Here is a 21,669-nt window from a genome sequence, read left to right on the forward strand (position 1 = left end):
TGCGAGGCACTCGCAAGTATCAAGTCAAGGTTTTCAATCACGTGAATAGACTCTTCCTGACCAAGCTCCATCTCATCCTGGCCGGTTTCATGTTCCCCGCCATGCTCATGTTTCTCGCGACCGGGGCGCTCTACACGTGGGGCAGCAAAGGGGAGTGGCACGAAGAGACGGTGAGCGTTGTGCTCGACCAGCCGCTGGCTGCGGATCAGCGGGGACTCGAAATTATCGCGCTTGCCGAACTGGCGAAGCGCGGTCTGCCCGCGCCAAGCGGCGAGGCGAGCGTGAGTGGTGAAGGGGCTGACATCGCGCTTTCCTGGACGGGCGCGCGGAGCGAGGCGACCGTCAAGGCCACGGACGATCCGCGCCTGGCGGAAGTCACGATCAAAGAGGCGTCCTTCCATCGCTGGCTGGTGCAGCTGCACAAGGCCAAGGGCAGCACCATCTTCAAGGTCTACGCGACATTCCTTGCGTTCGTGCTCTTTGTGCTTGTGGCAAGCGGCGTGATATTGGGGCTTCAGGTCAAGCCGTTCCGGCGCCTGACAATTGGGAGTGGTGTCGCTGGTGTCGTGGCGTTCCTCGGTTTCGTGCTGATGGGCTAACTGCCCGGCTCGAACACCACTTTGCCCACCAGTTCGCGATTGGCCATTGCCTCGAAGCCTTCGCGCCAGCGCGATAGTGGCAGGGCACGATCGATCGCCGGGCTTATCCGGCCTGCCTCGGCCAGCTCCGCTACGGCTGCACGAATCGCGGCGCCTCGCTCGGGGAAATGTCGGGCATATTCGCCCGCGCGCAGTCCAACGATCGAGAAGCCCTTGATCAACGGAATATTGGTGGCGATCCCTGCGATCCGGCCCGAGGTGAAGCCCACCACTACCAGTTTGCCGCCGAAGGCAACGCAGCGCGTGCATTCGTCGAATACGTCGCCACCCACCGGATCGAACACGATGTCGCACAATTTGCCGCCGGTGATTTCCGCCACCTGCTCGCGGAAGCGACCTTCGCTCACCATTACAGCGTCGGGATGGCACAATTCCTCGATGCGGGCACATTTGGAACTCACACCGGTTGCGGCAATCACCTTTGCGCCCAGCGTTCGGGCGAGGTCGGCTGCCGCGAGGCCCACGCCGCCGCTCGCCCCAGTGACCAGCACCCATTGGCCCGGCGTCAGCCCGCACAGCTCGACGAGGCCGGTGTAGGCCGTGACATAGGCCGCCCCCATCGATGCCCCTTCTGCAAAGCTCAGGCCTGAGGGAAGGGGGCTGAGTACGCGGGTCGGGAGGCTGATGAATTCGGCGAAAGCCCCCGTTTTGTTGCCGCCGATCACTCTGTCGCCGGGCTTGAAACCGCTGTCAGGGGCAGCCTCGACCACTTCACCCGCGAGCTCAAGGCCGCTGGTGAAAGGAGGCTCGGGCTTGAACTGGTATTTGCCCTGCGTCATCAGCAGGTCAGGGAAGTTGAGCGATGCCGCGCGCACGCGAACGAGCACTTCGCCTTCCGCTCGCTCGGGCACAGCCATGTCGACAAGGCTTACGCCTGACAAATCATCCGACAGGTTTTCGACGCGCAGTGCCTGCATAGAGTTCAGAAATTGTCCTTCGCAGCCCGCAGTGCTGCAAAGGTATCGCTCGGGCTGGTTCCGCCCCAGCGCGCCTGCATGGCGGGATCGTCAGCTCGCAGGAAGGGGTTGGTGGCAAGCTCGCGTGCCAGGCCCATCGGCACGGTCCATTCGCCCTTGGCGCGCTTCGCGTCGATCTCCGCTGCATAATCCTGCAGCGCGACATTTTCGGGATCGGCATGCAGCGCGAACTTGGCGTTCGACTGGGTGTATTCATGCGCGCAATAGAGCGTGGTTTCGGGCGGCAGCGCCTTGATCCGCTCAAGGCTGCTCCAGAACTGCTTCGGCTCGCCTTCGAACATGCGGCCACAGCCGAGCGCGAACACGCTGTCGCCAACGAAAGCGACACCGGCTGCGGGCAGGTAATAGGCGATGTGGCCGTTGGTGTGGCCGCTTACATCGATCACTTCGGCAGTAAAATCGCCCAGCTGTACCGTGTCGTCTTGCGACACCATACGATCGATCGGTGAAATTCGCTCGACCTCTTGCGGCGCGATCACCTTCGCGCCGGTCGCTTCGACGATCGCCGCGTTGCCCCCGGCATGATCGGGATGCCAATGGGTGTTCCAGATCTGGCTAATGCGCCATCCCTTCGCCTCGGCCTGGCGCAAATACTCATTGCCGTCAGGCGTATCGATTGCAGCGGTCTCGCCGCTGGCAGGGTTGTGGACGAGGTATCCGTAATTGTCGGACAGGCAGGGGAACTGATGGATTTCGAGCATGCAGCCTACTTAGGGACAGCAGGCTGAATAGGAAAGGCCCGCCACTCGATTGGAGGGCGGGCCTTCTTTTCTGTCCTAACGCTTCACTGCTTGAGGACGATTGTTATCACGCCCTCACGCAGTCGGTGCCGTAGGATCAATCCTTCTTCTTTAGCGCTTCGCCCAGGATGTCGCCGAGCGATGCTCCCGAGTCGGACGAACCGAACTGTGCCACCGCTTCCTTCTCTTCGGCGATCTGACGCGCCTTGATCGAGAAGTTCGGCTTCTTCGAACGGTCGAAGCCGGTCACCATGGCGTCGACCTTCGAGCCGACCTGGAAGCGGTCAGGACGCTGCTCGTCGCGGTCGCGGCCGAGGTCCGAACGCTTGATGAAGCCGGTAGCGCCATCGTCGCCAACCTGGACTTCGAGGCCACCGTCGCGCACTTCGAGCACGGTGACGGTGACGGTCTGGTTCTTGCGGAGCGAGCCCGAGTCTGCGCCAGCAGCCGAAGGAGCACCCTTTTCGAGCTGCTTCATGCCCAGGCTGATGCGTTCCTTGTCGACGTCGACATCGAGCACGACAGCCTTGACCATTTCACCCTTGCGGTGAAGCGCCAGCGCGTCTTCGCCAGAGATGCCCCAAGCGATGTCCGACATGTGCACCATGCCGTCCACATCGCCGTCGAGGCCGATGAACAGGCCGAATTCGGTGGCGTTCTTGACTTCGCCTTCGACTTCGCTGCCGACCGGGTGCTTTTCGGCGAACTCTTCCCACGGGTTGCGCTGTGCCTGCTTGAGGCCGAGCGAGATGCGGCGCTTGTCGCTGTCGACTTCCAGTACCATCACTTCGACTTCCTGCGAGGTCGAAACGATCTTGCCCGGGTGGACGTTCTTCTTGGTCCAGCTCATTTCGGACACGTGGACCAGGCCTTCGATGCCCGGCTCGAGTTCGACGAATGCGCCGTATTCGGTGATGTTGGTGACAGTGCCGCTGAGCTTCAGGCCCACCGGATACTTCGCCGCCACGCCATCCCACGGGTCGCTTTCGAGCTGCTTCATGCCCAGGCTGATGCGCTGCGTATCTTCGTTGATGCGAACGATCTGCACGGTCACGACGTCACCGATATTGATGACTTCGCTCGGGTGGTTGACGCGCTTGTAGCTCATGTCGGTGACATGGAGCAGGCCGTCGATGCCGCCGAGGTCGACGAAGGCACCGTAGTCGGTGATGTTCTTCACGACGCCGTCGATCACCTGGCCTTCGGTCAGCTTGTCGATCAGTTCGCTGCGCTGCTCGGCGCGGGTTTCTTCCAGCACTGCGCGACGCGAAACGACGATGTTGCCGCGGCGACGGTCCATCTTGAGGATCTGGAAGGGCTGCGGCACGTCCATCAGCGGAGTGACGTCGCGCACAGGGCGGATATCGACCTGCGAGCCGGGCAGGAAGGCCACGGCGCCGTCGAGATCGACGGTGAAGCCGCCCTTCACGCGGCCGAAGATGCGGCCATCGACGCGCTTGCCTTCGCCGAATTCGCTTTCCAGCTTGTCCCAGGCGGCTTCGCGGCGGGCGCGGTCGTGGCTCAGCATCGCTTCGCCGTCAGCGTTTTCGACGCGGTCCACGAACACTTCGACTTCCGAGCCGACCGTCAGGCCATGCTCGTCTTCGCCGCGTGCAAATTCCTTGAGGGGGATGCGGCCTTCGCTCTTCAGGCCAACATCGATCATCGCCATGCCGTTTTCGATGGCGGTAACGGTGCCCTTGACGACGCGGCCTTCGAAGCCTTCTTCGCCGGCGCCGCCGAGCTGTTCGTTAAGCAGCGCCTCGAAATCGGCGCGCGTGGGATTGGCAGAAGTTGCCATAGTTCAGGGTATCCTGTTCACATGTTTGCTACCGGCCACCGGTTTTTCCGGGGTCTTTTACCGCTTCCTGTGCACCATTGCGCAGGCTGGCGGGGCAAGAGGCCGACATCTCCGCGTGGCCGGACGCCGTCGCGAAGGTCCTTTCAATCCGGGGATGTCCGGGACGGGCGGGCGCCTAGGGGAAAGCAGGCTCAAAAGCAAGGGAAATGCGATGCGGCGTTGCTGTCCTGGCCCGGCTCGATGCGACACATGCGACACAGTCCAATGACTAGAATCCTCAGGGGTAAGTACCGGGGCCTGGAACATGCGGCCAATCTGGCGAAAGCCGCCGATGTAGGACAGCGGTTTTAGCGTTCCAGCGCAGTATCTACCGCTTCGATAGCGGCTGCGATCGCCTGATCGCGGCCCATGCTGGTGGTGTCGATCACAAGCGCATCCCGCGCTGCGCGAAGCGGGGCGTCCTTGCGATTGATGTCGCGTGCGTCTCGCTCGATAATGTTGCGCTCGATTGCGGAGAGCGGGAGTTCGATCTCCCGATCCTGCATCTCGAGCCAGCGCCGCCGCGCGCGTTCCTGCACGCTGGCGGTGACGAACAGCTTCACTTCGGCTTCAGGCGCGATCACCGTGCCGATGTCGCGCCCGTCGAGCACTGCACCGCCGGGCTGCGTGGCGAATGCTCGCTGGCGTTCGTACAGCGCCTTCCTCACTTCAGGATGGGTCGAGACGCGGCTGGCGAAGCCGCCGGTCGCTTCGGAGCGCAGTTCGCGATTGTCGAGCAGGCTGTCGGGAAATCCGCAGGCTGCCAGCGCATCGGCGGGATCGTCAGGATTGCCGCCGCTTTCGCCGCATTGGTAGCCGACCGCGCGATAGAGCAGGCCGGTGTCGAGATGCGGCAATCCGAAGTGCGCAGCGAGCGCCTTGGCGATCGTGCCTTTGCCTGAGGCGGTGGGGCCATCGACTGCAATGATCATTGCGAAGCCCCCTCAAGCAGCGCCATGAAATTGGGGAAGCTGGTTGCGATGGGGGATGTGTCGTCGACCTCGACCCCGCCTCGGCTCGCGAGTCCGGCGACGGCCATGCTCATTGCGATGCGATGGTCGAGATGGGTGGTGACGGGTTCGCCCGTCGTGCCCGCCAAAGGTTCGCCGCCGGTGCCTTCGATAACTAGTCCATCCTCGCATTCCGTGACCCTTGCGCCGGCCAGCGTGAGAGCGGCGGCCATGGCGGACAGGCGGTCCGATTCCTTCACGCGCAATTCGTCGAGACCGCTGGTCACGGTTGTGCCTTGCGCCAATGCGGCAGCCACGAACAACACAGGGAATTCGTCGATCATCGAAGGCGCGATTGCCGGATCGACTTCAATGCCCGTTAGCGCTGAGTGCTTCACACGAAGATCCGCCACAGGCTCACCGCCCACTTCGCGCCGGTCCAGTTCCTCGATGTTGCCGCCCATTTGGCGCAGCACTTCGATCAGGCCGGCCCGGGTCGGGTTCAATCCGATGTTGTCGATCACAAGGTCGCTGCCTTCCGTGATCAGCGCGGCAACGATGAAGAAGGCGGCCGAAGAGGGGTCGCCTGGCACCACGACCTGCTGTGGCTTCAGTTCCGCTTCGCCGTGAATGCGAATAATGCGCTCGCCACCGATCTCTTCGACATCCAGTTCCGCGCCGAAACCGCGCAGCATCCGTTCGGAATGGTCGCGGGTCGGCACGGGTTCGATTACAGTGGTGATGCCGGGCGTGTTGAGCCCCGCCAGCAGCACCGCGCTCTTCACCTGCGCGCTGGCCACGGGCAGGCGGTATTCGATCGGAACTGCAGGCTGGGCTCCGCGCATCAGCAGCGGCAATGTCCCGCCGGGGCTCGCCTCGAAACTCGCACCCATCCGGCTGAGGGGCTCGATCACCCGGCCCATCGGGCGCTTCGACAGGCTGGCATCTCCTGTGAAGGCCGCCGTGATGGCATGGCTCGCAACGAGGCCCATCAGCAGGCGGGTTGAAGTGCCGCTATTGCCCATGTCGAGTGCGCCGGTGGGCTGGAGCAGGCCACCGACGCCAACGCCATGGATACGCCATTCGTCGCCCTGCTTTGTGATCGTCGCGCCCATCGCGCGCATCGCCGCTGCGGTGGCCATCACGTCTTCGCCTTCGAGCAGGCCTGTCACGCACGTCTCACCCACGGCAAGTGCGCCGAACATGATCGAGCGGTGGCTGATCGACTTGTCGCCGGGCACGCGCAGGCGGCCGGAGAGCGGGCCCTGAGGCTGGAAACGATGGCTGGTCAAGCTTTGATCCGGTATGTCTGGAGCAGAATGGATGTGCGGGGCTTTTGACAGCGCCATGCCCCTATGGCAAGGCGCGCCGCGCTCTTGATTCGGGCTGATTTGCTACCCATCAAGAAAGAGAATTTTTTGCGTGGCCCGCGACCGTCCAAACCGGGCCCGACCGAAGGAATACGAAATCATGGCAAAGCCAGAATGGGGCACCAAGCGTTCCTGCCCCAAATGTGGGGAACGCTTTTACGATCTGGGCAAGTCCGAGCCCGTCGCCTGCATCGAATGCGGCGAAGAATGGTATCCTGAGCCGGTGCTCAAGCCGAAGCAGCCGATTCCGTTCGAGGAAGAAGAGAAGAAGAAAGAAGCCGATGCCGACGCCGATCTGGGCGGCGACGACGATCTGGAGGATCTGGAGAACATCGACGAAGATGATGATTCGCCGGACAACGACGTCGACCTTGGCGGCGACGACGACCTGGGCGTGAGCACGGGCGCGGGCGACGATGACGAAGACGATAGCTGATTTAGCTGTTGCAAAGGGGAGGCGCGCTTTATAAAGGGCGCTTCCCGCAGGCCGGAACGCCTGCATATATCGAGTGCTCGGGGCCTTAGCTCAGCTGGGAGAGCGCTACAATGGCATTGTAGAGGTCAGCGGTTCGATCCCGCTAGGCTCCACCACTCGAGACTGAACAAAGTCGGATTTCGATCCGGGAGTTTCTCAGAAAAAGTGGGCATCACTTTTTCGGCTCGGGAAGCGACCAGATAAACAATTCCGCACGCTGGCCGACGAGGTTTCGTCCGCCGGCGTTTTTCGCGTTTAGCCGGTTTTGGCCGGCGGAAGGAGTGACGGGCAGGCATGTTTGACAATCTGTCAGATCGCCTTGGCAATGTGTTCGACCGCTTGCGCGGGCGCGGCGCGCTGTCCGAGCAGGACGTGCGCGATGCGATGCGCGAAGTGCGCGTTGCGCTGCTTGAAGCCGATGTCGCCCTGCCGGTTGCCCGCCGTTTCATCGACAACGTTACCGAAAAGGCCGTGGGCCAGGACGTGTTGCGCTCGATCACGCCGGGCCAGCAAGTCGTCAAGATCGTCAATGACGAACTGGTCGAGATGCTCGGCGGTGCCGAGGTGGAGGGTCTCCAACTCGACGCCAAGCCGCCGGTCGTGATCATGATGGTCGGCCTGCAGGGCTCGGGTAAGACGACCACCACCGCCAAGCTCGGCAAGCTGATCAAGGAAAAGCACGGCAAGAAGGCGCTGATGGCGTCGCTCGACGTGCAGCGGCCCGCCGCGCAGGAACAGCTCAAGGTGCTGGGCGAGCAGGTCGAAGTCGCAACGCTGCCGATCGTCCCTGGCCAGCAGCCGGTCGATATCGCTCGCCGCGCGATGGAAGCCGCACGGCTTCAGGCGGTCGATGTCCTGCTGCTCGACACCGCGGGCCGCCTGCATGTCGACGAAGCGCTGATGGCCGAAATGAAGGCTGTGGCAGGCGTTTCGGCGCCGGAGGAAGTGCTGCTGGTCGTCGACAGCCTTACGGGCCAGGATGCGGTCAACGTGGCCCAAAGCTTCAGTGGCGAAGTGCCGCTGACCGGCGTGGTCTTGACCCGCATGGACGGCGATGCCCGTGGCGGTGCGGCGCTTTCGATGCGGCATGTCACCGGCAAGCCGATCAAGTTTGCGGGTACGGGCGAAAAGCTCGACGCGATTGAGGCATTCGATCCCAAGCGCGTTGCCGGCCGGATCCTGGGCATGGGCGATGTCGTCAGCCTGGTCGAAAAAGCCGCGGCGACGATCAAGGAAGAAGATGCCGAAGCGCTCGCCAAGCGCATGGCAAAGGGCCAGTTCGACCTCAACGACCTGCGCACCCAACTGCGCCAGATGCAGAGCATGGGCGGGCTGGGCATGCTCGCGGGCATGATGCCGGGCATGAAGAAGGCCAAGGCCGCGCTCGCTGCAAGCGGCATGGACGACAAGGTCCTGGTCCATATGGACGCGATCATCGGCTCGATGACGCCGAAGGAACGCGCGCGCCCCGAATTGCTGAACGCCAAGCGCAAGAAACGTGTTGCGGCGGGCAGCGGGACCGAAGTGCAGGAAGTGAACAAGGTGCTGAAGATGCACCAGGAAATGTCCCGCGCGATGAAGCAGATCAAGAAGATGGGCGGGCTCAAGGGCCTTGGCGCCCTGTTCGGCGGTGGCGGTTTGGGTGCAGCCATGCCGGGGCTCGGTGGCCCCGGTGCAGGAATGCCCGGCCTAGGCGGCCCGAAAGGCCCCACCGTCGATCCGGACACGCTCCCACCCGAACTTCGCGATTTATTGAACAAGAAGTGATTTCAAGAATTTAGACTGGAAAGGTAAAGTACAATGGCAGTTGCAATCCGTCTCTCGCGCGGTGGCGCGAAGAAGCGCCCTTACTACCGCATCGTCGTGTCGGACACGCGCAGCCCGCGTGACGGCAAGTATCTCGAGCAGATCGGCACCTATAATCCGATGCTGCCCAAGGACAGCGGCGAGCGCGTGAAGCTCAACGAAGACCGTGCGCGTCACTGGCTTTCGGTTGGTGCCAAGCCGACCGACCGCGTCCATCGCTTCTTCGATGCCGCCGGCATCCTCGAGCGTGCGCCGCGCAACAACCCGAAGAAGGGCGAACCGGGCGATGCCGCCAAGGAACGCGCAGAGGAAAAGGCTGCCAAGCTGGCCGAGGCTGAAGAAGCCGCAGCAGCTGCCGAAGCCGTTGAAGTCGAAGCCGTGACCGAAGAAGCCGCTGCTGAAGAAGCGTCGGCTGAAGAAGTTGCTGCCGAGGAAGCACCGGCCGAAGAAGCAGCAGCTGAAGAAGCTCCGGCTGAAGAAGCAGCAGCTGAAGAAGCTCCGGCTGAAGAAGCTGCCGAAGAAAAGGCCGAGTAAGCCTTTCCATGTCGGACAAGCCCGTCACGCTTGCGGCCATCACCGGCGCGCACGGTGTGACGGGCGAGGTCCGCCTGAAGCTGTTTGGAGAAGGCGCTGATGCGCTCTCCCGTTTCACCAGCTTCAATGGGGGTACGCTGACCCTCAAGAAAATCCGCCCTGACAACAAGGGTGGTGCGATCGCCCGATTTGCCGAGGTGTCGGGCCGCGGCGATGCCGAGAAATTGCGCGGCACTGCACTTACCGTCGAGCGCGACCAGTTCCCGTCATTGGACGAAGGCGAGTTTTACCACGCCGACATCATCGGTCTGCCAGTGGTCACCGATGCAGGCGAACCGGTGGGTCGCACGATTGCGGTCCACAATTTTGGTGCCACCGACATCATCGAGATCGAGAAGCTCCCCGCGCCCGAGAAGGGCGCCAAGACCTTCATGGTGCCGATGATCGAGGCCGCCGTGCCCGAATGGAATGGCGAACGGCTTGTGATATCGGCCGATTTCGCCGACGAGTGAGCGCATGAGCACGCTTCACGTCGCCATTTGCCAGGCTGCACCGGTTCCGCTGCATTTTGCAGACGGGATAGCCAAGGCCGCGCGCCTCGCGCGCGAAGCGATCGAAGGCGGGGCGCAGGTCGTTGCATTCGGCGAAACCTTCCTTGGCGGCTATCCGCTGTGGCTCGACGAAGCGCCCGGAGCGGCATTGTGGGATCATCCCGGCACGCGCGCGCTGCACAACATCCTGCTCGAACAGGCGCTGGTCGAGAATGACGAGCGGCTTGCTCCCTTGCAGAAGCTTGTCGACGCCACTGGCGCGATCATCTCTATCGGCGCCCATGAGCGCGTGCGTCGCAGCCTCACCAACACGCAGTTCACCATTCGCCCCGGCGCCAGGCCGCTGCCGCACCGCAAGCTCGTGCCGACGCATGGCGAGCGGCTGGTGTGGGCGCGCGGTGACGGCTCGACGCTCAATGTGCATGAGGCGGAGTGGGGCAATCTCGGCTCGCTGATATGCTGGGAACACTGGATGCCGCTTGCCCGCGCGGCGATGCATAATCTGGGTGAGTGCGTGCATGTGGCCGCCTGGCCGACCGTGCGCGAGCAATATGCCATCGCATCGCGGCACTATGCGATGGAGGGGCGCTGTTTCGTCCTTGCAGCAGGGCTGGTGCAAAGCCGCGACGACCTGTTCGATGGGTTGGAGCGCGTGGGCGGCAATGCTGACGCGCTGGGGCTTCTCAATGCGATCGAGGGCGAGAAGCTCAATCGAGGTGGATCGCTGATCGCCGCGCCCGATGCCGGTGTGATCGCGCAGGCGGGCGAGGGTGAAGAAACTCTCCATGCCGAGTTTGACCTGGCAGCGATTGGCGAGGGGCTAGCGAGCCTCGACACCGATGGCCATTATTCGCGGCCTGACGTGTTTCAGCTTCATGTCGACACGCAGAACAAAGGTGGCGTCATATGGGAGCGCTAATATTAGCTGCCTTCTTGGTCGCTCTCTTGGCTGGGGCAATTGCGCTAGGATTCTCTGCGGGCCTTGCATGGATTGGTAGTCGACTGGTTCGCGATGTTTCTCACGCCAAAATAGCCTTGGCAACTTCGGGCGTACTTCCGATTCTTCTCACTCTGTGGACCGTTGCCGGTTTCGTTCCGGATGGGTGCTGCGATTCTGGGCCGGAAGCGCAAGGCCTACTTTTTTTAGTCGTCGTCTTGGCGGGACTGCTATTTGTCGCTTGGCCAATTGGATTCCGGATCAACTCGCGCATTTTGGGCGCTAAATCCCAATGACCTTCTCTGCTACCATCCTCACGCTCTATCCGGAGATGTTCCCAGGGCCGCTGGGTGTTTCGCTCGCGGGCAAGGCGCTCGAACGTGGCGACTGGTCCTGCCAGACTGTGCAGATCCGCGATTTCGCCACCGACAAGCATCGCACGGTCGACGATACGCCAGCAGGCGGCGGGGCGGGAATGGTACTCAAGCCAGATGTGCTGGCGGCTGCTTTGGATTACGTCGTCCAGAAGCAATCCGTTGGTACTTCGACCGGCTCAGCAGGAACGGATACAAAAGCAGGCGATACAAGGGAGGCCGTTCGCCCTGAGCCTGTCGAAGGGTCTCACGAACGGCCAGTTCATGCTTCTACAAACTCAGCACGAATGGGGAGCGGAGCGATCCCGATCCTCGCCATGACCCCGCGCGGAAAACCGATCACGCAGGAGCGCATTCGCGAGATCGCATCCGGCCCCGGTGTCACCATCATCTGCGGCCGGTTCGAGGGCTTTGACGAGCGACTCTTCGAAGCGCGGCCGGATATCGAGCAAATATCGCTCGCCGACATCGTTCTCTCGGGGGGAGAGCCCGCCGCTCTCGCCATACTTGACGCTTGCATTCGCCTGCTTCCCGGCGTAATGGGCGCGCCCGATAGCGGGCACGAGGAGTCCTTCGAGGAAGGGCTGCTGGAATATCCGCAATATACCCGACCTCAGGAATGGGAAGGGCGCACGATCCCTGAAGTGCTGCGATCGGGGGATCATGCGAAAATCGCTGCATGGCGCAAGTCGCGTAGCGAAGACGACACTCGGTTACGCAGGCCGGACCTTTGGGAGCGCTATAGTGGCGCTCGGGCCCAGCCTGCCTCTGGCGCGCGGCGAAAGAAGAAGGACTTGGACCAGTGAACCTGATCCAGCAGATCGAAGCGGAAGAAATTGCCAAGGCTGGCAAGGCCATTCCCGAATTCCGTGCCGGTGACACCGTGCGCGTTGGCGTGAAGGTTGTCGAAGGCAACCGCGAGCGCATCCAGAATTACGAAGGTGTTGTGATTGCCCGCTCGAACCGTGGCATGGGCTCGAACTTCACCGTCCGCAAGATGAGCTTCGGCGAAGGCGTGGAACGCGTGTTCCCGCTCTACTCGCCGATCGTCGACAGCATCACCGTGGTTCGCCGCGGCGTGGTGCGTCGCGCCAAGCTCTATTACCTGCGTGGCCGCACCGGCAAGAGCGCTCGCATTGCCGAACGTCGCGACAATGTGAAGGCCGACGCGTAAGGCTTTCGCCTGAAAAGTTTTGACGAAGGGCGTCTCGGCGATATGCCGGGGCGCCCTTTTTCTTTGGTCGCAATCAATTCGGGAAATTCGTCATTGTCATGCGCAGCCTTCTTCTTTCAACCGCCGCCGCCCTGCTTTCACTTTCCGCTCCGGCCCTTGCCGAGGACCCTTCGGTGAACGAAGCGCCCCAACTCACTTTCGAGCGGGTCTTTGCCTCGCCTTCGCTCGACGGGCCGAGCCCGCGCCAACCCAAGCTTTCGCCCGACGGGCGCTACCTGACATTGCTGCGCAACCGCGAGGACGAACGCGACCGCTACGATCTGTGGGGCTTCGACCGCGAGAGCGGCGAGTGGACCATGCTGGTCGATTCGGCGAAGCTCGGTACGGGCCGCGAGCTGAGCGAAGACGAGAAGATGCAGCGCGAGCGCATGCGGGTCGGAAATCTGCGCGGCATCATCAGCTATCAATGGGCCAGCGACGGCAAGGCGGTGCTGGTTCCCCTCGATGGTGACCTCTACCTCGCGGGACTCGACGGCACTGTCCAGCGGCTCACCGATACTGAGGAAACCGAGCTCAACCCGACGCTGAGCGGCGAGGGCAGTTTCATCTCATTCGTGCGCGACCGCCAGCTTTGGGTTGGCAAGGTCGGGCAAGAGGCCAAGCCCATCACTCCCAGGGAAGCGGATACCATTCGCTGGGGTGAAGCCGAATTCGTCGCGCAAGAGGAAATGGCGCGGATGGACGGCTTCTGGTGGTCGCCCGACGAGAGCCGGATCGTGGTGCAGCGCACGGACGAAAGCCCGGTCGGCATCGTCACCCGCGCGGCGATCGGCGCCACCGGAACCAAGGTGTTCGAGCAACGCTATCCGGCGGCTGGCACCGACAATGCGATTGTCGAGCTGTATGTGATGGATCCCGACGGGAAGCGTCGCGTGAAGGTCGATCTGGGGCCTGAGACCGACATCTACCTAGCCCGGGTCGACTGGGCGCCCGATGGCAGCGCGATCTATGTCCAGCGGCAGAACCGCGAACAGACCGTGCTGGACATGCTCAGGGTCGATCCGGAGACCGGCAAGAGCGAAGTCTGGTTCACCGAGCGGGCCGCGCGCGAGAACTACTGGATCAATCTCGGCAATGACTATCGCTTCATGGAGGATGGCTCGCTCATCTGGTGGAGCGAGCGCGATGGCTTCGGCCATCTCTACCATTTCAAGGACGGCGAATGGACTCAGCTGACCAGCGGGGAGTGGGTCGTCACCCGCCTCGCCGGGGTCGATGAAGAGCTTGGCCGGGTCTATTTCGAAGGCAATGCCGAAGGCGTGCTTGAACGGCATGTCTATGCGCTGGACTTGGCCAAGCCCGGTGAGTGGCAGAGGCTGACCGAGCCCGGCTACGTCAATGCCTCGGTCATGGACAAGAAAGCGCAATCGCTGCTGGTGACGCGTTCTTCGCCGGTGCAGCCGGCGCAGGCGTACCTTGCCGACACGGCGGGCAACCGTATCGCTTGGGTCGAGGAAAATGCACTGGACACCAGCCATCCTTACGCGCCCTATCTAGCTGGCCACGCTTCGCCGGAGTTCGGCACGGTCGCTGCAGATGACGGCACGCCGCTGCACTGGATGATGCTCAAGCCCCAGATGGAAGCGGGCAAGAAATACCCCGTGTTCGTGATGCATTATGGCGGGCCGGGCCCTCAAATGGTCGACCGGGCATGGGAAGGTGCACTGGCGCAAGCGGTTGTTGATAAGGGCTACATCTGGTTCGTGCTCGACAATCGCGGCTCGGCCAATCGCGGGGTCGAATTCGAACAGCCGCTCTACCATGCCATGGGCGGGGTCGAAGTTGTGGACCAGGCCAAGGGCACCGAGTTCCTCAAGACGCTGGATTTCGTCGATCCGGACAAGATCGCGATCTACGGCTGGTCCTATGGCGGCTACATGACGCTCAAGCGGCTGCAGGCCGAACCCGGCACCTATGCGGCCGGGATTTCCGGCGCACCAGTGACCAAGTGGGAACTCTACGACACCCACTATACCGAGCGTTTCATGGGCGATCCCCGGCAAGTGCCGGAAGCCTATACCAAGGCCAATGCGATGGAGGATGCGACGAAGATGACCGATCCTCTGCTGCTGATCCACGGCATGGCCGACGACAACGTCGTGTTCGAGAATTCATCCGAACTGATCGCCAAGCTGCAGGGCAACAACGTACCGTTCGAAATGATGCTATATCCTGGCTACACCCACCGCGTCGCCGGAGAGCAAGTGTCGCCGCATCTGTGGAACACGATCTTCAATTTCCTCGAGCGGCATGGTGTAACGCCACCGGAGTGACATGACCCAGGATACCCACGAACACCGCCATGCACTTGGCCTGGCAGGCGCCTGGGCCATGGCGGTCGGGGGTATGATCGGCGGCGGGATTTTCTCGACGCTGGGAGTGGTGATTGCCGTCGCGGGCGAATGGGCCTGGCTAAGCTTCCTGCTTGGCGGGATCGTCGCGCTCGCTTCGGGCCACAGCTATTCGGCCATGACGCGAAAGATCGGCAAATCGGGCGGGTCTTATGCCTATCTACGCTATCTCGGCTGGAACCGGCTGGCACTGGCGGTCGTGTGGATACTCATCGCCGGATATACGCTGACTGTATCGGTCTATGCCGTGACCTTCGGAGCCTATGCCGCAAACGCCTTCGGCGCGCCGCAATGGGTTGCGCTGTTCGCGGCGATTGCGGCGATCGTGGTTCTGGCCGGGGTCAATTTACTGGGCGCGGTGCAGGCCACCTTGCTCGAAGAGGTCGCAGTGTGGGGCAAGCTGGTCATCCTGCTGGGGCTCGCCGGGCTTGGCCTGTGGCACTGGGCGCCGGAGAGGCTTGTGCTCGACACCGCTCAGCCGCTGGGCCTGGGCGCGGCGCTGGTGGGGATGGGCGTGGTCTTCATGGCCTATGAGGGCTTCCAGCTGCTGAGTTACGATTATGAGGAAATGCGCGACGCACCGCGTACGATCCATATTGCGATGCCTGCCGCCATCCTTGTGACCATGGCTACCTATGTGCTGGTCGCATTGGGTGCGACAATGCTGGCGGGCGCAAAGTCCATCGTCGAGCAGGAGGAGATCGCGCTCGCAATTGCCGGCCGCGATGCGCTCGGCACGTTCGGTTTCATCGCCGTTTCGATCGCTGCGACCTTCTCCGCGAGTTCCGCGATCAACGCCACAGTCTTCGCCACCGCGCGCCTTGCCGAAAGCGCCGCCCGTGACGGGGAATTGCCTGAACTTTTCGCTCGTCGCGGCGCGCGCGATGTCCCCTGGTTTGGCACGCTGGTGATCTCGGGCGTGGCGGCGATCTTTGTCCTGTTCGGGACCATTTCGGGCCTCGTTGAATCAGCCAGTCTCGTGTTCCTGTTGATCTTTGCCCTGGTGAACGGGCTGGCGATCCATTGCCGCGCGGGTGCCCGCGCAATCGCGATGTTCGGCCTCGCCGGATCGCTCGGCGGCGCGGTGATGCTGGTGCTCTACCTTGCCGGTTTTGTATGACGTTGCGCTAATGGCTCAGGGCGGCTAACTGGCCGGCTCCGAGGCGTCCCTGACGCCGTGAGAAAGGCTGGTTTGATGGGCTATCGTGTTGCCGTTGTCGGCGCGACCGGAAATGTCGGGCGCGAGATGATGCAGATCCTTGCCGAGCGCGAGTTCCCCTGTGACGAAGTCGCAGCGGTTGCTTCGTCGCGCTCCACTGGAACCGAAGTGGAATTCGGCGACACGGGCCGCATGCTCAAATGCAAGAACATCGAGCATTTCGATTTCACCGGCTACGATATAGCGCTGTTTTCTGCAGGCGGTGGCCCGGCCAAGGAATACGCACCCAAGGCGGCGGCGCAGGGCTGCGTGGTGATCGATAACAGCTCGTACTGGCGGATGGACCCGGACGTGCCGCTGATCGTGCCCGAGGTGAACCCGGATGCGATCGACGGCTATTCGAAGAAGAACATCATCGCCAATCCCAACTGCTCGACTGCGCAGCTGGTGGTGGCGCTGAAGCCGCTGCATGATGCCGCGACGATCAAGCGCGTGGTCGTATCGACCTATCAGTCAGTTTCGGGCGCAGGCAAAGCCGGGATGGACGAGTTGTTCGAACAGAGCCGTGCGATTTTCGTCGGTGACCCGGTGGAAGCGAAGAAGTTCACCAAGCAGATCGCCTTCAACCTGATCCCGCATATCGATGTCTTCCTGGACGATGGCTACACCAAGGAAGAATGGAAGATGACGGTCGAGACCAAGAAGATCCTCGATCCGAAGATCAAGCTCACCGCAACTTGCGTTCGCGTGCCGGTGTTCGTCGGCCATTCCGAAGCGGTGACCATCGAGTTCGAAAAGGAACTGTCGGCAGCCGAAGCGCAGGATATCCTGCGCGAAGCGCCCGGCGTCATGCTCGTCGATAAGCGCGAGGACGGTGGCTACATCACCCCGATCGAATGCGTGGGCGACGGGGCGACCTATATCAGCCGCGTGCGTGACGACCCGACCGTGGAGAACGGGCTCAACCTGTGGTGCGTGTCTGACAACCTCAGGAAGGGCGCAGCCCTCAATGCGGTGCAAATTGCCGAACTGCTCGGCCGTCGACACCTCAAGAAGGGCTGATCCAGCCTATTCGCTTGGCGGAGGCAGCTTGCCTTGCATGTGCGGATTGCTGCGCATGAAGAAGGCGAGTGGCGCTGCTGCGATGGTGATCCACATCATCAGCCAGAAATCGTTGATGTAAGCGATCATCGTAGCCTGCCGGTTGACTTCGGCATCCATGATGCGCAGCGCCATGTCGCCCAGCGCCTGGAACCGGTCGATAGTCGAGACGTCGATCACGCTACCGGTTGCAGCGGTAATATGCCCGGCAAGGACGCTGTGGCTTGTCTGGATGTTACTGCCCAGCAGCACGGTCATGAGGGCAATGCCGACCGAGGCCCCAAGCGAGCGGAAGAGGTTGAGCAGGCTTGACCCTTCGGTCCGCAGGCGCGGCGCAAGCGTGGCGAAGGCGCTAACCTGGAGCGGGATGAACACCAGCCCCATGCCAAGGCCCTGCGTAAGGCCGGTCGCGATGATGTGGAACTGGTCAACCGCGAGCGACCAGTGTGCCATTTGCCATAATGAGAATCCGCAGATCAGGAAGCCCATCGCCACTACTGGCCTTGCATCCCAGCCGCGGCGCATCAGCCAGCTAGAAACCTGCATGCTGATAAGGATACCTATGCCGCGCGGCATCAGCACGATGCCGGTGTCGATCACGCCATAGCCGAAGAGATTTTGGAGCATCGGCGGCAACAGCGCCATGGTGGCGAACATCACTACACCGATCACCAGCATGAACAGCATGGCGAAAGCGAAATTGCGATCGCGGAACAGTGCGGTGTCGAACATGGGATGCTTGGCTGTGGAGAGGTGAATCACCACCATCCAGCCCGCGGAAAGTGCCAGCAGTGCGTAGATCCAGATTTCAGTCGCGTCGAACCAGTCGAGATGCCCGCCACGGTCGAGCATCAGCTGAAGCCCCGACAGGGCGATCGCCAGAAGTATGAAACCGGTAAGGTCGAACGGGCGGCGACGCTGCTCTGGCTGGGGCAGGTAGGCGATCAACGCAGCGAGCGAGAGTATGCCGATCGGCAAATTGACGTAGAAGACCCACCGCCAGTTAGCGCTCTCCGTCAGCCACCCGCCAAGAATTGGGCCGAGGATCGGGCCGATCATGATCCCCATGCTCCAGATCGCCATCACCTGCGGATGGCGACTGGGGCGGGTGATATCGAGCATGAAGGCTTGGCTGAGCGGAGCGATGAAGGCGCCGGCCACGCCCTGCATCGCGCGGAAGATCACCATCTCTTCGAGGTTCTGCGCCATGCCGCACAACATCGATGTGAAAATGAAGCCCGCTACCGAACCTATGAACAACCGCCGGGCACCGATCCGATCGGCCAGCCAGCCGGTGATGGGCAGGGCCACTGCCGAAGCGATGATATAACTGGTGAGTACCCAGGTGACGCTGTCGATGGTCGCTCCGAGCGAAGCCTGCATGTGCGGGATGGCTACATTGGCGATGGTGGTGTCAAGGATCTGCAGCAGCGACGCCGCCATGATCCCGACAATCAGCAGCCAGTAATTGTCGGCGTGCAGGTGCGCTTCGTCGCTCTGGTGCGGGTGACCGGCAGCACTTCCGGCCGGTTGTGCCGCGCTTGCCATGCCTATTCGTCGCGGTCGGCGGTATAGACCGTTACGTCGGCGGAAAGCCCCGCGATCAGCCGCCGTGGGCTCTTCCCTTCGATCTCGATCTTCACTGGCACGCGCTGGGTTACCTTGACCCAATTGCCGGTGGCGTTTTGCGCGGGCAGGACCGAGAATTCGGAGCCGGTGCCTGCGCCGATCGAAGTGACTTTGCCTTTCAGTTCAAGACCCGGATAGGCATCGAGCGTGACCTTGGCGCGCTGGCCCTCGCGCATGTCGGTGAGGTCGGTTTCCTTGAAATTGGCCTCGACATAGCTGGCATCGGATTTGACCAGCGTGACCACCGGCAGGTTTGCGACCACCTGTTGCCCAACGAGAAGGCGATCGGCCTGTGCAATCTGTCCGGGTGCGGGCGCACGAACCTCGGTGCGGCGCAGCGCCAGTTCGGCATCGGCAATTCGCGCGCGGGCGCGGGCGACCTGCGGGTTCTCGCCGGGGACCGCCGGAGCTGTGGCAAGCTTGGCACGGGCCTCACGCTGTTTCGCTTCGGCCTGGCGCAGCCCTTCGCGCGCTTGAGTCACGGCATGCTCGGCCGCTTCGAAATCGGCCTTGGTGCTGAACCCTCTGTCACGCAGAGTACTCACGCGTTCTAACCGCGATTGGGCGAAGGCGATGTCCTCGCGCGCGGCAGAGATATCGACCCCGGCGAGATCGCTGGAATTGGACAGTGCAATCACATTGGCTTGTGCCAGGGCGAGGTCGGCCTGGGCTTCGTCGAGCGCCAGCTGGTAGGGCTCGGGATCGATCCGGAACAGCAATTGCCCCGCCGTCACCAAATCGCCTTCCTTGACGTAAGTCTCGACGATGCGGCCACCGACTTCGGCGCTTACGGAGACCTTGTCCGCCTGCACATAGGCATTGTCGGTCGAGACCTTGCCGATCAGGCCGATCCAGTAGATCCCCGCGCCGACCAGCAGCAGGAACGGAACGGAGAGCATCAGCGCAAGCCGCCGCCAGTTGCGGCGCGGGCGTGCGTTCACTTCGTTCGCGGCAGGCGGTTCGGTCCCGTTGGACGTTTCGAACTGTGCGTCGATATCAGCCATGGACGGGCTCCTGCTCGCGTGCGCGTGCCAGATTTTCGCCGATACGATCGAGCAGCTTGCCCAACGTATCGCGTTCGGTCGCGCTCAATCCTCGCAGCGTATCCTCGAACAAATGCTCGACCGTCGATTGCAATTTGTCGACGATGTCACGGCTCTTGCCCGTCAGGTGAAGAATGCGCGCGCGCCGGTCAGCCGGATCGCTGCGCCGTTCGAGCCAGCCGGCTTCTTCCATCCTGTCGGCGATCCGTGTGAGGGTGATCGGTTCGATCTCCAGCCGGTCGGCGTGGAAGCACTGGTTCTGGTCGGGGAAATGGTCGAGCGACAATAGCAGCCGGGCCTGTGCTGCAGTCAGGCCAAGGTCGCGCACGCGCTCGTCGAAGAGGCGTCGCAAAAGGCGCGAGTTGTCGGACATTCGGTAGCCAAGCTCGGGAATCATACGCGAGCATATAATAAGCACACTTACTATGTGCAAGCAGGCTCTGGCGGTCCGGAGAAATCGCGACTAGCTTGGTTTAATGGCACTTAACGCAGATCTCTATTTCAGCTTCCGTTCGCCCTACAGCTACCTCGCCATCGGGCGATATCGCGAGCTCTCGGAAACGCACACGGTCGATATCGCACTGAGGCCGGTCTATCCGATTGCGATTCGCGACCCGGACATATTGTTCACCAATGCGCTGCAAGGACGCTACATCTTCATCGATGCGGCGCGTTCGGCGCAAATGCTTGGCATTCCCTATCGCTGGCCGCGACCTGATCCGGTTGTGCAGGACATGATGACGCGCAAGGTGTCGGAAGATCAGCCTTACATTCATCGGCTGACGCGGATGGGTCAGGCCGCGCAGAAGCGAGGCAAGGGTCTTGCATTTGCCGACGAGGTTTCGAAAGTCATCTGGTCAGGCGCAGTTGACGATTGGCATGAAGGTGAGCACCTCGCGGAGGCGGTCAGCCGTGCCGGGCTTGACCTGGCGGAACTGGATGCCGAGGTGACAGCCCAGGCTGACGCGCTGGATGCCGAAATCTCTGAAAACCAGGACGCGCTCACCGCTGCAGGTCATTGGGGCGTCCCTACGCTCGTCTTCGAAGGAGAGCCGTTCTTCGGGCAGGACCGGATCGAAACGGCCAAGTGGCGCATGGAGCAAAAAGGGCTGGCCGAGCGGTGAGCGAAGTCAGGACCGAATTCTTCGCCAGCTTCGACGGTACGCGGCTGGCGGTGCATCGCTGCGGCGAAGGTCGACCGGTCGTGCTGTTGCACGGCCTGTTTTCCAGCGCTGAGATGAACTGGATCAAATGGGGCCATGCCCAGCGGATCGCCGATGCAGGATTCGAAGCGATCATGCTCGATTTCCGTGTTCATGGCCAAAGCGAGAGCCCGACCGATCCGGCGAAATACCCGACCAACGTGCTGGTGCGCGATGTCGTGGCGCTGGTCGTGCATCTGGGTCTCGACGAATACGACCTGGGTGGCTTTTCGCTGGGCGCGCGTACCTCGCTCCATGCTGTGGCGAAAGGAGTGCTTGCGCCTTCGCGCCTCATTGTCGGGGGCATGGGCACTGCCGGCCTGGGCGAGTGGCAGAAGCGCGCGAGCCATTTCCGCCGCGTGATCGACGAATTCGATGCGATCGGGCCAGGCGATCCAGCCTATTACTCGCGCCAGTTCCTCAAATCGCAGGGTGTCGACCGGCTTGCGGCGCGAATGCTGCTCGACACGATGCCCGACCTTTCGCTGGACCTCCTTGCCAATGTCACCATGCCGACATTGGTGGTGTGCGGAGACGAGGATCGGGACAATGGCTCGGCTCGCGATCTTGCGGATTTGCTGCCCAATGCGACCTATGTCGAGACTCCGGGTAATCACCTGATCTCTGCCACCAAGCCCGAAATGGGCGAAGCGATTGTCACCTTTCTGCTCGGTTGATCCGCCTTCGATCGCTGTTCGTCGAAAATCCCTCGGTGCCGCTTGATTAACCGCTGCTAC

Annotated in this window: 21 protein-coding genes and 1 tRNA gene; 14 read left to right on the plus strand and 8 right to left on the minus strand. The window is 62.3% G+C overall.

Going from position 1 to position 21,669, the window contains the following annotated elements:
• Positions 1–41 precede the first annotated feature (41 nt).
• Entirely contained in the window at positions 42–599 is a 558-nt protein-coding gene (locus VRS74_RS00645) for a PepSY domain-containing protein (RefSeq protein WP_354143301.1), read from the plus strand.
• Here the strand turns inward: VRS74_RS00645 and VRS74_RS00650 are convergent.
• The 5 genes from VRS74_RS00650 to aroA form a co-directional block, all read right to left on the minus strand.
• Positions 596–1,576 carry an NADPH:quinone oxidoreductase family protein gene (locus tag VRS74_RS00650; protein ID WP_354143302.1) on the minus strand — a complete coding sequence of 327 codons (981 nt, stop codon included), beginning with the start codon at positions 1,574–1,576 and terminating at the stop codon, positions 596–598. The genes VRS74_RS00645 and VRS74_RS00650 overlap by 4 nt on opposite strands.
• A gap of 5 nt (positions 1,577–1,581) precedes the next feature.
• Positions 1,582–2,337, minus strand: a complete 756-nt coding sequence (gene gloB, locus VRS74_RS00655; protein WP_354143303.1) for a hydroxyacylglutathione hydrolase — start codon at positions 2,335–2,337, stop codon at positions 1,582–1,584.
• Between the two features lie 136 nt (positions 2,338–2,473).
• Positions 2,474–4,177, minus strand: a complete 1,704-nt coding sequence (gene rpsA, locus VRS74_RS00660) for a 30S ribosomal protein S1 (RefSeq protein WP_354143304.1) — start codon at positions 4,175–4,177, stop codon at positions 2,474–2,476.
• 347 nt (positions 4,178–4,524) lie between these two features.
• Positions 4,525–5,148, minus strand: a complete 624-nt coding sequence (locus VRS74_RS00665; protein ID WP_354143305.1) for a (d)CMP kinase — start codon at positions 5,146–5,148, stop codon at positions 4,525–4,527.
• Positions 5,145–6,515, minus strand: a complete 1,371-nt coding sequence (aroA, locus tag VRS74_RS00670) for a 3-phosphoshikimate 1-carboxyvinyltransferase (protein ID WP_435521358.1) — start codon at positions 6,513–6,515, stop codon at positions 5,145–5,147. The genes VRS74_RS00665 and aroA overlap by 4 nt, the downstream gene beginning before the upstream one ends.
• 121 nt (positions 6,516–6,636) lie before the next feature.
• On the opposite strand from aroA, the gene VRS74_RS00675 reads away from it, so the two are divergent.
• The 11 genes from VRS74_RS00675 to VRS74_RS00725 all read left to right on the plus strand — a co-directional run bounded on the left by VRS74_RS00675 (position 6,637) and on the right by VRS74_RS00725 (position 17,019).
• Positions 6,637–6,972 carry a TIGR02300 family protein gene (locus VRS74_RS00675; protein ID WP_354143307.1) on the plus strand — a complete coding sequence of 112 codons (336 nt, stop codon included), beginning with the start codon at positions 6,637–6,639 and terminating at the stop codon, positions 6,970–6,972.
• 79 nt (positions 6,973–7,051) lie between these two features.
• Positions 7,052–7,127: transfer RNA gene (locus VRS74_RS00680), tRNA-Ala, on the plus strand.
• Positions 7,128–7,305: 178 nt separating this feature from the next.
• Positions 7,306–8,778, plus strand: coding sequence for a signal recognition particle protein (ffh, locus tag VRS74_RS00685; RefSeq protein WP_354143308.1), 1,473 nt, complete (start codon positions 7,306–7,308; stop codon positions 8,776–8,778).
• A gap of 33 nt (positions 8,779–8,811) precedes the next feature.
• Positions 8,812–9,351, plus strand: coding sequence for a 30S ribosomal protein S16 (rpsP, locus tag VRS74_RS00690; protein ID WP_354143309.1), 540 nt, complete (start codon positions 8,812–8,814; stop codon positions 9,349–9,351).
• 8 nt (positions 9,352–9,359) lie between these two features.
• Complete coding sequence (rimM, locus tag VRS74_RS00695) at positions 9,360–9,863, plus strand: ribosome maturation factor RimM (protein ID WP_354143310.1); 504 nt, start codon at positions 9,360–9,362, stop codon at positions 9,861–9,863.
• Between the two features lie 4 nt (positions 9,864–9,867).
• Positions 9,868–10,821: a carbon-nitrogen hydrolase family protein gene (locus tag VRS74_RS00700; protein WP_354143311.1), complete on the plus strand. Its 954-nt coding sequence runs from the start codon at positions 9,868–9,870 to the stop codon at positions 10,819–10,821.
• 310 nt (positions 10,822–11,131) lie between these two features.
• Positions 11,132–12,019, plus strand: coding sequence for a tRNA (guanosine(37)-N1)-methyltransferase TrmD (trmD, locus tag VRS74_RS00705; RefSeq protein WP_354143312.1), 888 nt, complete (start codon positions 11,132–11,134; stop codon positions 12,017–12,019).
• Positions 12,016–12,387, plus strand: coding sequence for a 50S ribosomal protein L19 (gene rplS / locus VRS74_RS00710; RefSeq protein WP_354143313.1), 372 nt, complete (start codon positions 12,016–12,018; stop codon positions 12,385–12,387). The genes trmD and rplS overlap by 4 nt, the downstream gene beginning before the upstream one ends.
• 98 nt (positions 12,388–12,485) lie before the next feature.
• On the plus strand, positions 12,486–14,720 hold the full coding sequence (locus VRS74_RS00715; protein WP_354143314.1) for a S9 family peptidase: 2,235 nt from the start codon (positions 12,486–12,488) through the stop codon (positions 14,718–14,720).
• Between the two features lies 1 nt (position 14,721).
• A complete protein-coding gene (locus VRS74_RS00720; protein ID WP_354143315.1) occupies positions 14,722–15,918 on the plus strand; it encodes an APC family permease in 1,197 nt (398 codons plus the stop codon).
• A gap of 75 nt (positions 15,919–15,993) precedes the next feature.
• Positions 15,994–17,019 carry an aspartate-semialdehyde dehydrogenase gene (locus tag VRS74_RS00725; RefSeq protein WP_354143316.1) on the plus strand — a complete coding sequence of 342 codons (1,026 nt, stop codon included), beginning with the start codon at positions 15,994–15,996 and terminating at the stop codon, positions 17,017–17,019.
• Positions 17,020–17,025: 6 nt separating this feature from the next.
• Here VRS74_RS00725 and VRS74_RS00730 read toward each other — a convergent pair whose 3' ends face one another.
• From VRS74_RS00730 to VRS74_RS00740, 3 genes are read right to left on the minus strand one after another with little or no spacing between them, the layout of a single operon-like run.
• Complete coding sequence (locus tag VRS74_RS00730) at positions 17,026–18,606, minus strand: DHA2 family efflux MFS transporter permease subunit (RefSeq protein ID WP_354143317.1); 1,581 nt, start codon at positions 18,604–18,606, stop codon at positions 17,026–17,028.
• 2 nt (positions 18,607–18,608) lie between these two features.
• Complete coding sequence (locus VRS74_RS00735) at positions 18,609–19,691, minus strand: HlyD family secretion protein (RefSeq protein ID WP_354143318.1); 1,083 nt, start codon at positions 19,689–19,691, stop codon at positions 18,609–18,611.
• Positions 19,684–20,127 carry a MarR family winged helix-turn-helix transcriptional regulator gene (locus tag VRS74_RS00740; protein WP_354143319.1) on the minus strand — a complete coding sequence of 148 codons (444 nt, stop codon included), beginning with the start codon at positions 20,125–20,127 and terminating at the stop codon, positions 19,684–19,686. Before VRS74_RS00740 ends, VRS74_RS00735 begins: the two co-directional genes overlap by 8 nt.
• A 79-nt stretch (positions 20,128–20,206) precedes the next feature.
• Here VRS74_RS00740 and VRS74_RS00745 point away from each other — a divergent pair, with 79 nt between their 5' ends.
• Together VRS74_RS00745 and VRS74_RS00750 are read left to right on the plus strand one after the other, a co-directional pair.
• Complete coding sequence (locus tag VRS74_RS00745; protein ID WP_354143320.1) at positions 20,207–20,854, plus strand: 2-hydroxychromene-2-carboxylate isomerase; 648 nt, start codon at positions 20,207–20,209, stop codon at positions 20,852–20,854.
• Positions 20,851–21,609 carry an alpha/beta fold hydrolase gene (locus tag VRS74_RS00750; RefSeq protein WP_354143321.1) on the plus strand — a complete coding sequence of 253 codons (759 nt, stop codon included), beginning with the start codon at positions 20,851–20,853 and terminating at the stop codon, positions 21,607–21,609. Before VRS74_RS00745 ends, VRS74_RS00750 begins: the two co-directional genes overlap by 4 nt.
• The last annotated feature ends 60 nt before the right edge of the window (positions 21,610–21,669 follow it).

The sequence above is a fragment of the Altererythrobacter litoralis genome, from assembly GCF_036324225.1.
GTDB classification, from domain to species: Bacteria; Pseudomonadota; Alphaproteobacteria; order Sphingomonadales; family Sphingomonadaceae; genus Erythrobacter; species Erythrobacter litoralis_A.

Bases quoted from the DNA above. Each gene is read 5' to 3' on its own strand.
- VRS74_RS00650 (WP_354143302.1), bottom strand. From the start codon at position 1,576: ATGCAGGCACTGCGCGTCGAAAACCTGTCGGATGATTTGTCAGGCGTA.
- gloB (WP_354143303.1), bottom strand. From the start codon at position 2,337: ATGCTCGAAATCCATCAGTTCCCCTGCCTGTCCGACAATTACGGATAC.
- rpsA (WP_354143304.1), bottom strand. From the start codon at position 4,177: ATGGCAACTTCTGCCAATCCCACGCGCGCCGATTTCGAGGCGCTGCTT.
- VRS74_RS00665 (WP_354143305.1), bottom strand. From the start codon at position 5,148: ATGATCATTGCAGTCGATGGCCCCACCGCCTCAGGCAAAGGCACGATC.
- aroA (WP_435521358.1), bottom strand. From the start codon at position 6,515: ATGGCGCTGTCAAAAGCCCCGCACATCCATTCTGCTCCAGACATACCG.
- VRS74_RS00675 (WP_354143307.1), top strand. From the start codon at position 6,637: ATGGCAAAGCCAGAATGGGGCACCAAGCGTTCCTGCCCCAAATGTGGG.
- ffh (WP_354143308.1), top strand. From the start codon at position 7,306: ATGTTTGACAATCTGTCAGATCGCCTTGGCAATGTGTTCGACCGCTTG.
- rpsP (WP_354143309.1), top strand. From the start codon at position 8,812: ATGGCAGTTGCAATCCGTCTCTCGCGCGGTGGCGCGAAGAAGCGCCCT.
- rimM (WP_354143310.1), top strand. From the start codon at position 9,360: ATGTCGGACAAGCCCGTCACGCTTGCGGCCATCACCGGCGCGCACGGT.
- VRS74_RS00700 (WP_354143311.1), top strand. From the start codon at position 9,868: ATGAGCACGCTTCACGTCGCCATTTGCCAGGCTGCACCGGTTCCGCTG.
- trmD (WP_354143312.1), top strand. From the start codon at position 11,132: ATGACCTTCTCTGCTACCATCCTCACGCTCTATCCGGAGATGTTCCCA.
- VRS74_RS00715 (WP_354143314.1), top strand. From the start codon at position 12,486: ATGCGCAGCCTTCTTCTTTCAACCGCCGCCGCCCTGCTTTCACTTTCC.
- VRS74_RS00720 (WP_354143315.1), top strand. From the start codon at position 14,722: ATGACCCAGGATACCCACGAACACCGCCATGCACTTGGCCTGGCAGGC.
- VRS74_RS00725 (WP_354143316.1), top strand. From the start codon at position 15,994: ATGGGCTATCGTGTTGCCGTTGTCGGCGCGACCGGAAATGTCGGGCGC.
- VRS74_RS00730 (WP_354143317.1), bottom strand. From the start codon at position 18,606: ATGGCAAGCGCGGCACAACCGGCCGGAAGTGCTGCCGGTCACCCGCAC.
- VRS74_RS00735 (WP_354143318.1), bottom strand. From the start codon at position 19,691: ATGGCTGATATCGACGCACAGTTCGAAACGTCCAACGGGACCGAACCG.
- VRS74_RS00740 (WP_354143319.1), bottom strand. From the start codon at position 20,127: ATGATTCCCGAGCTTGGCTACCGAATGTCCGACAACTCGCGCCTTTTG.
- VRS74_RS00745 (WP_354143320.1), top strand. From the start codon at position 20,207: ATGGCACTTAACGCAGATCTCTATTTCAGCTTCCGTTCGCCCTACAGC.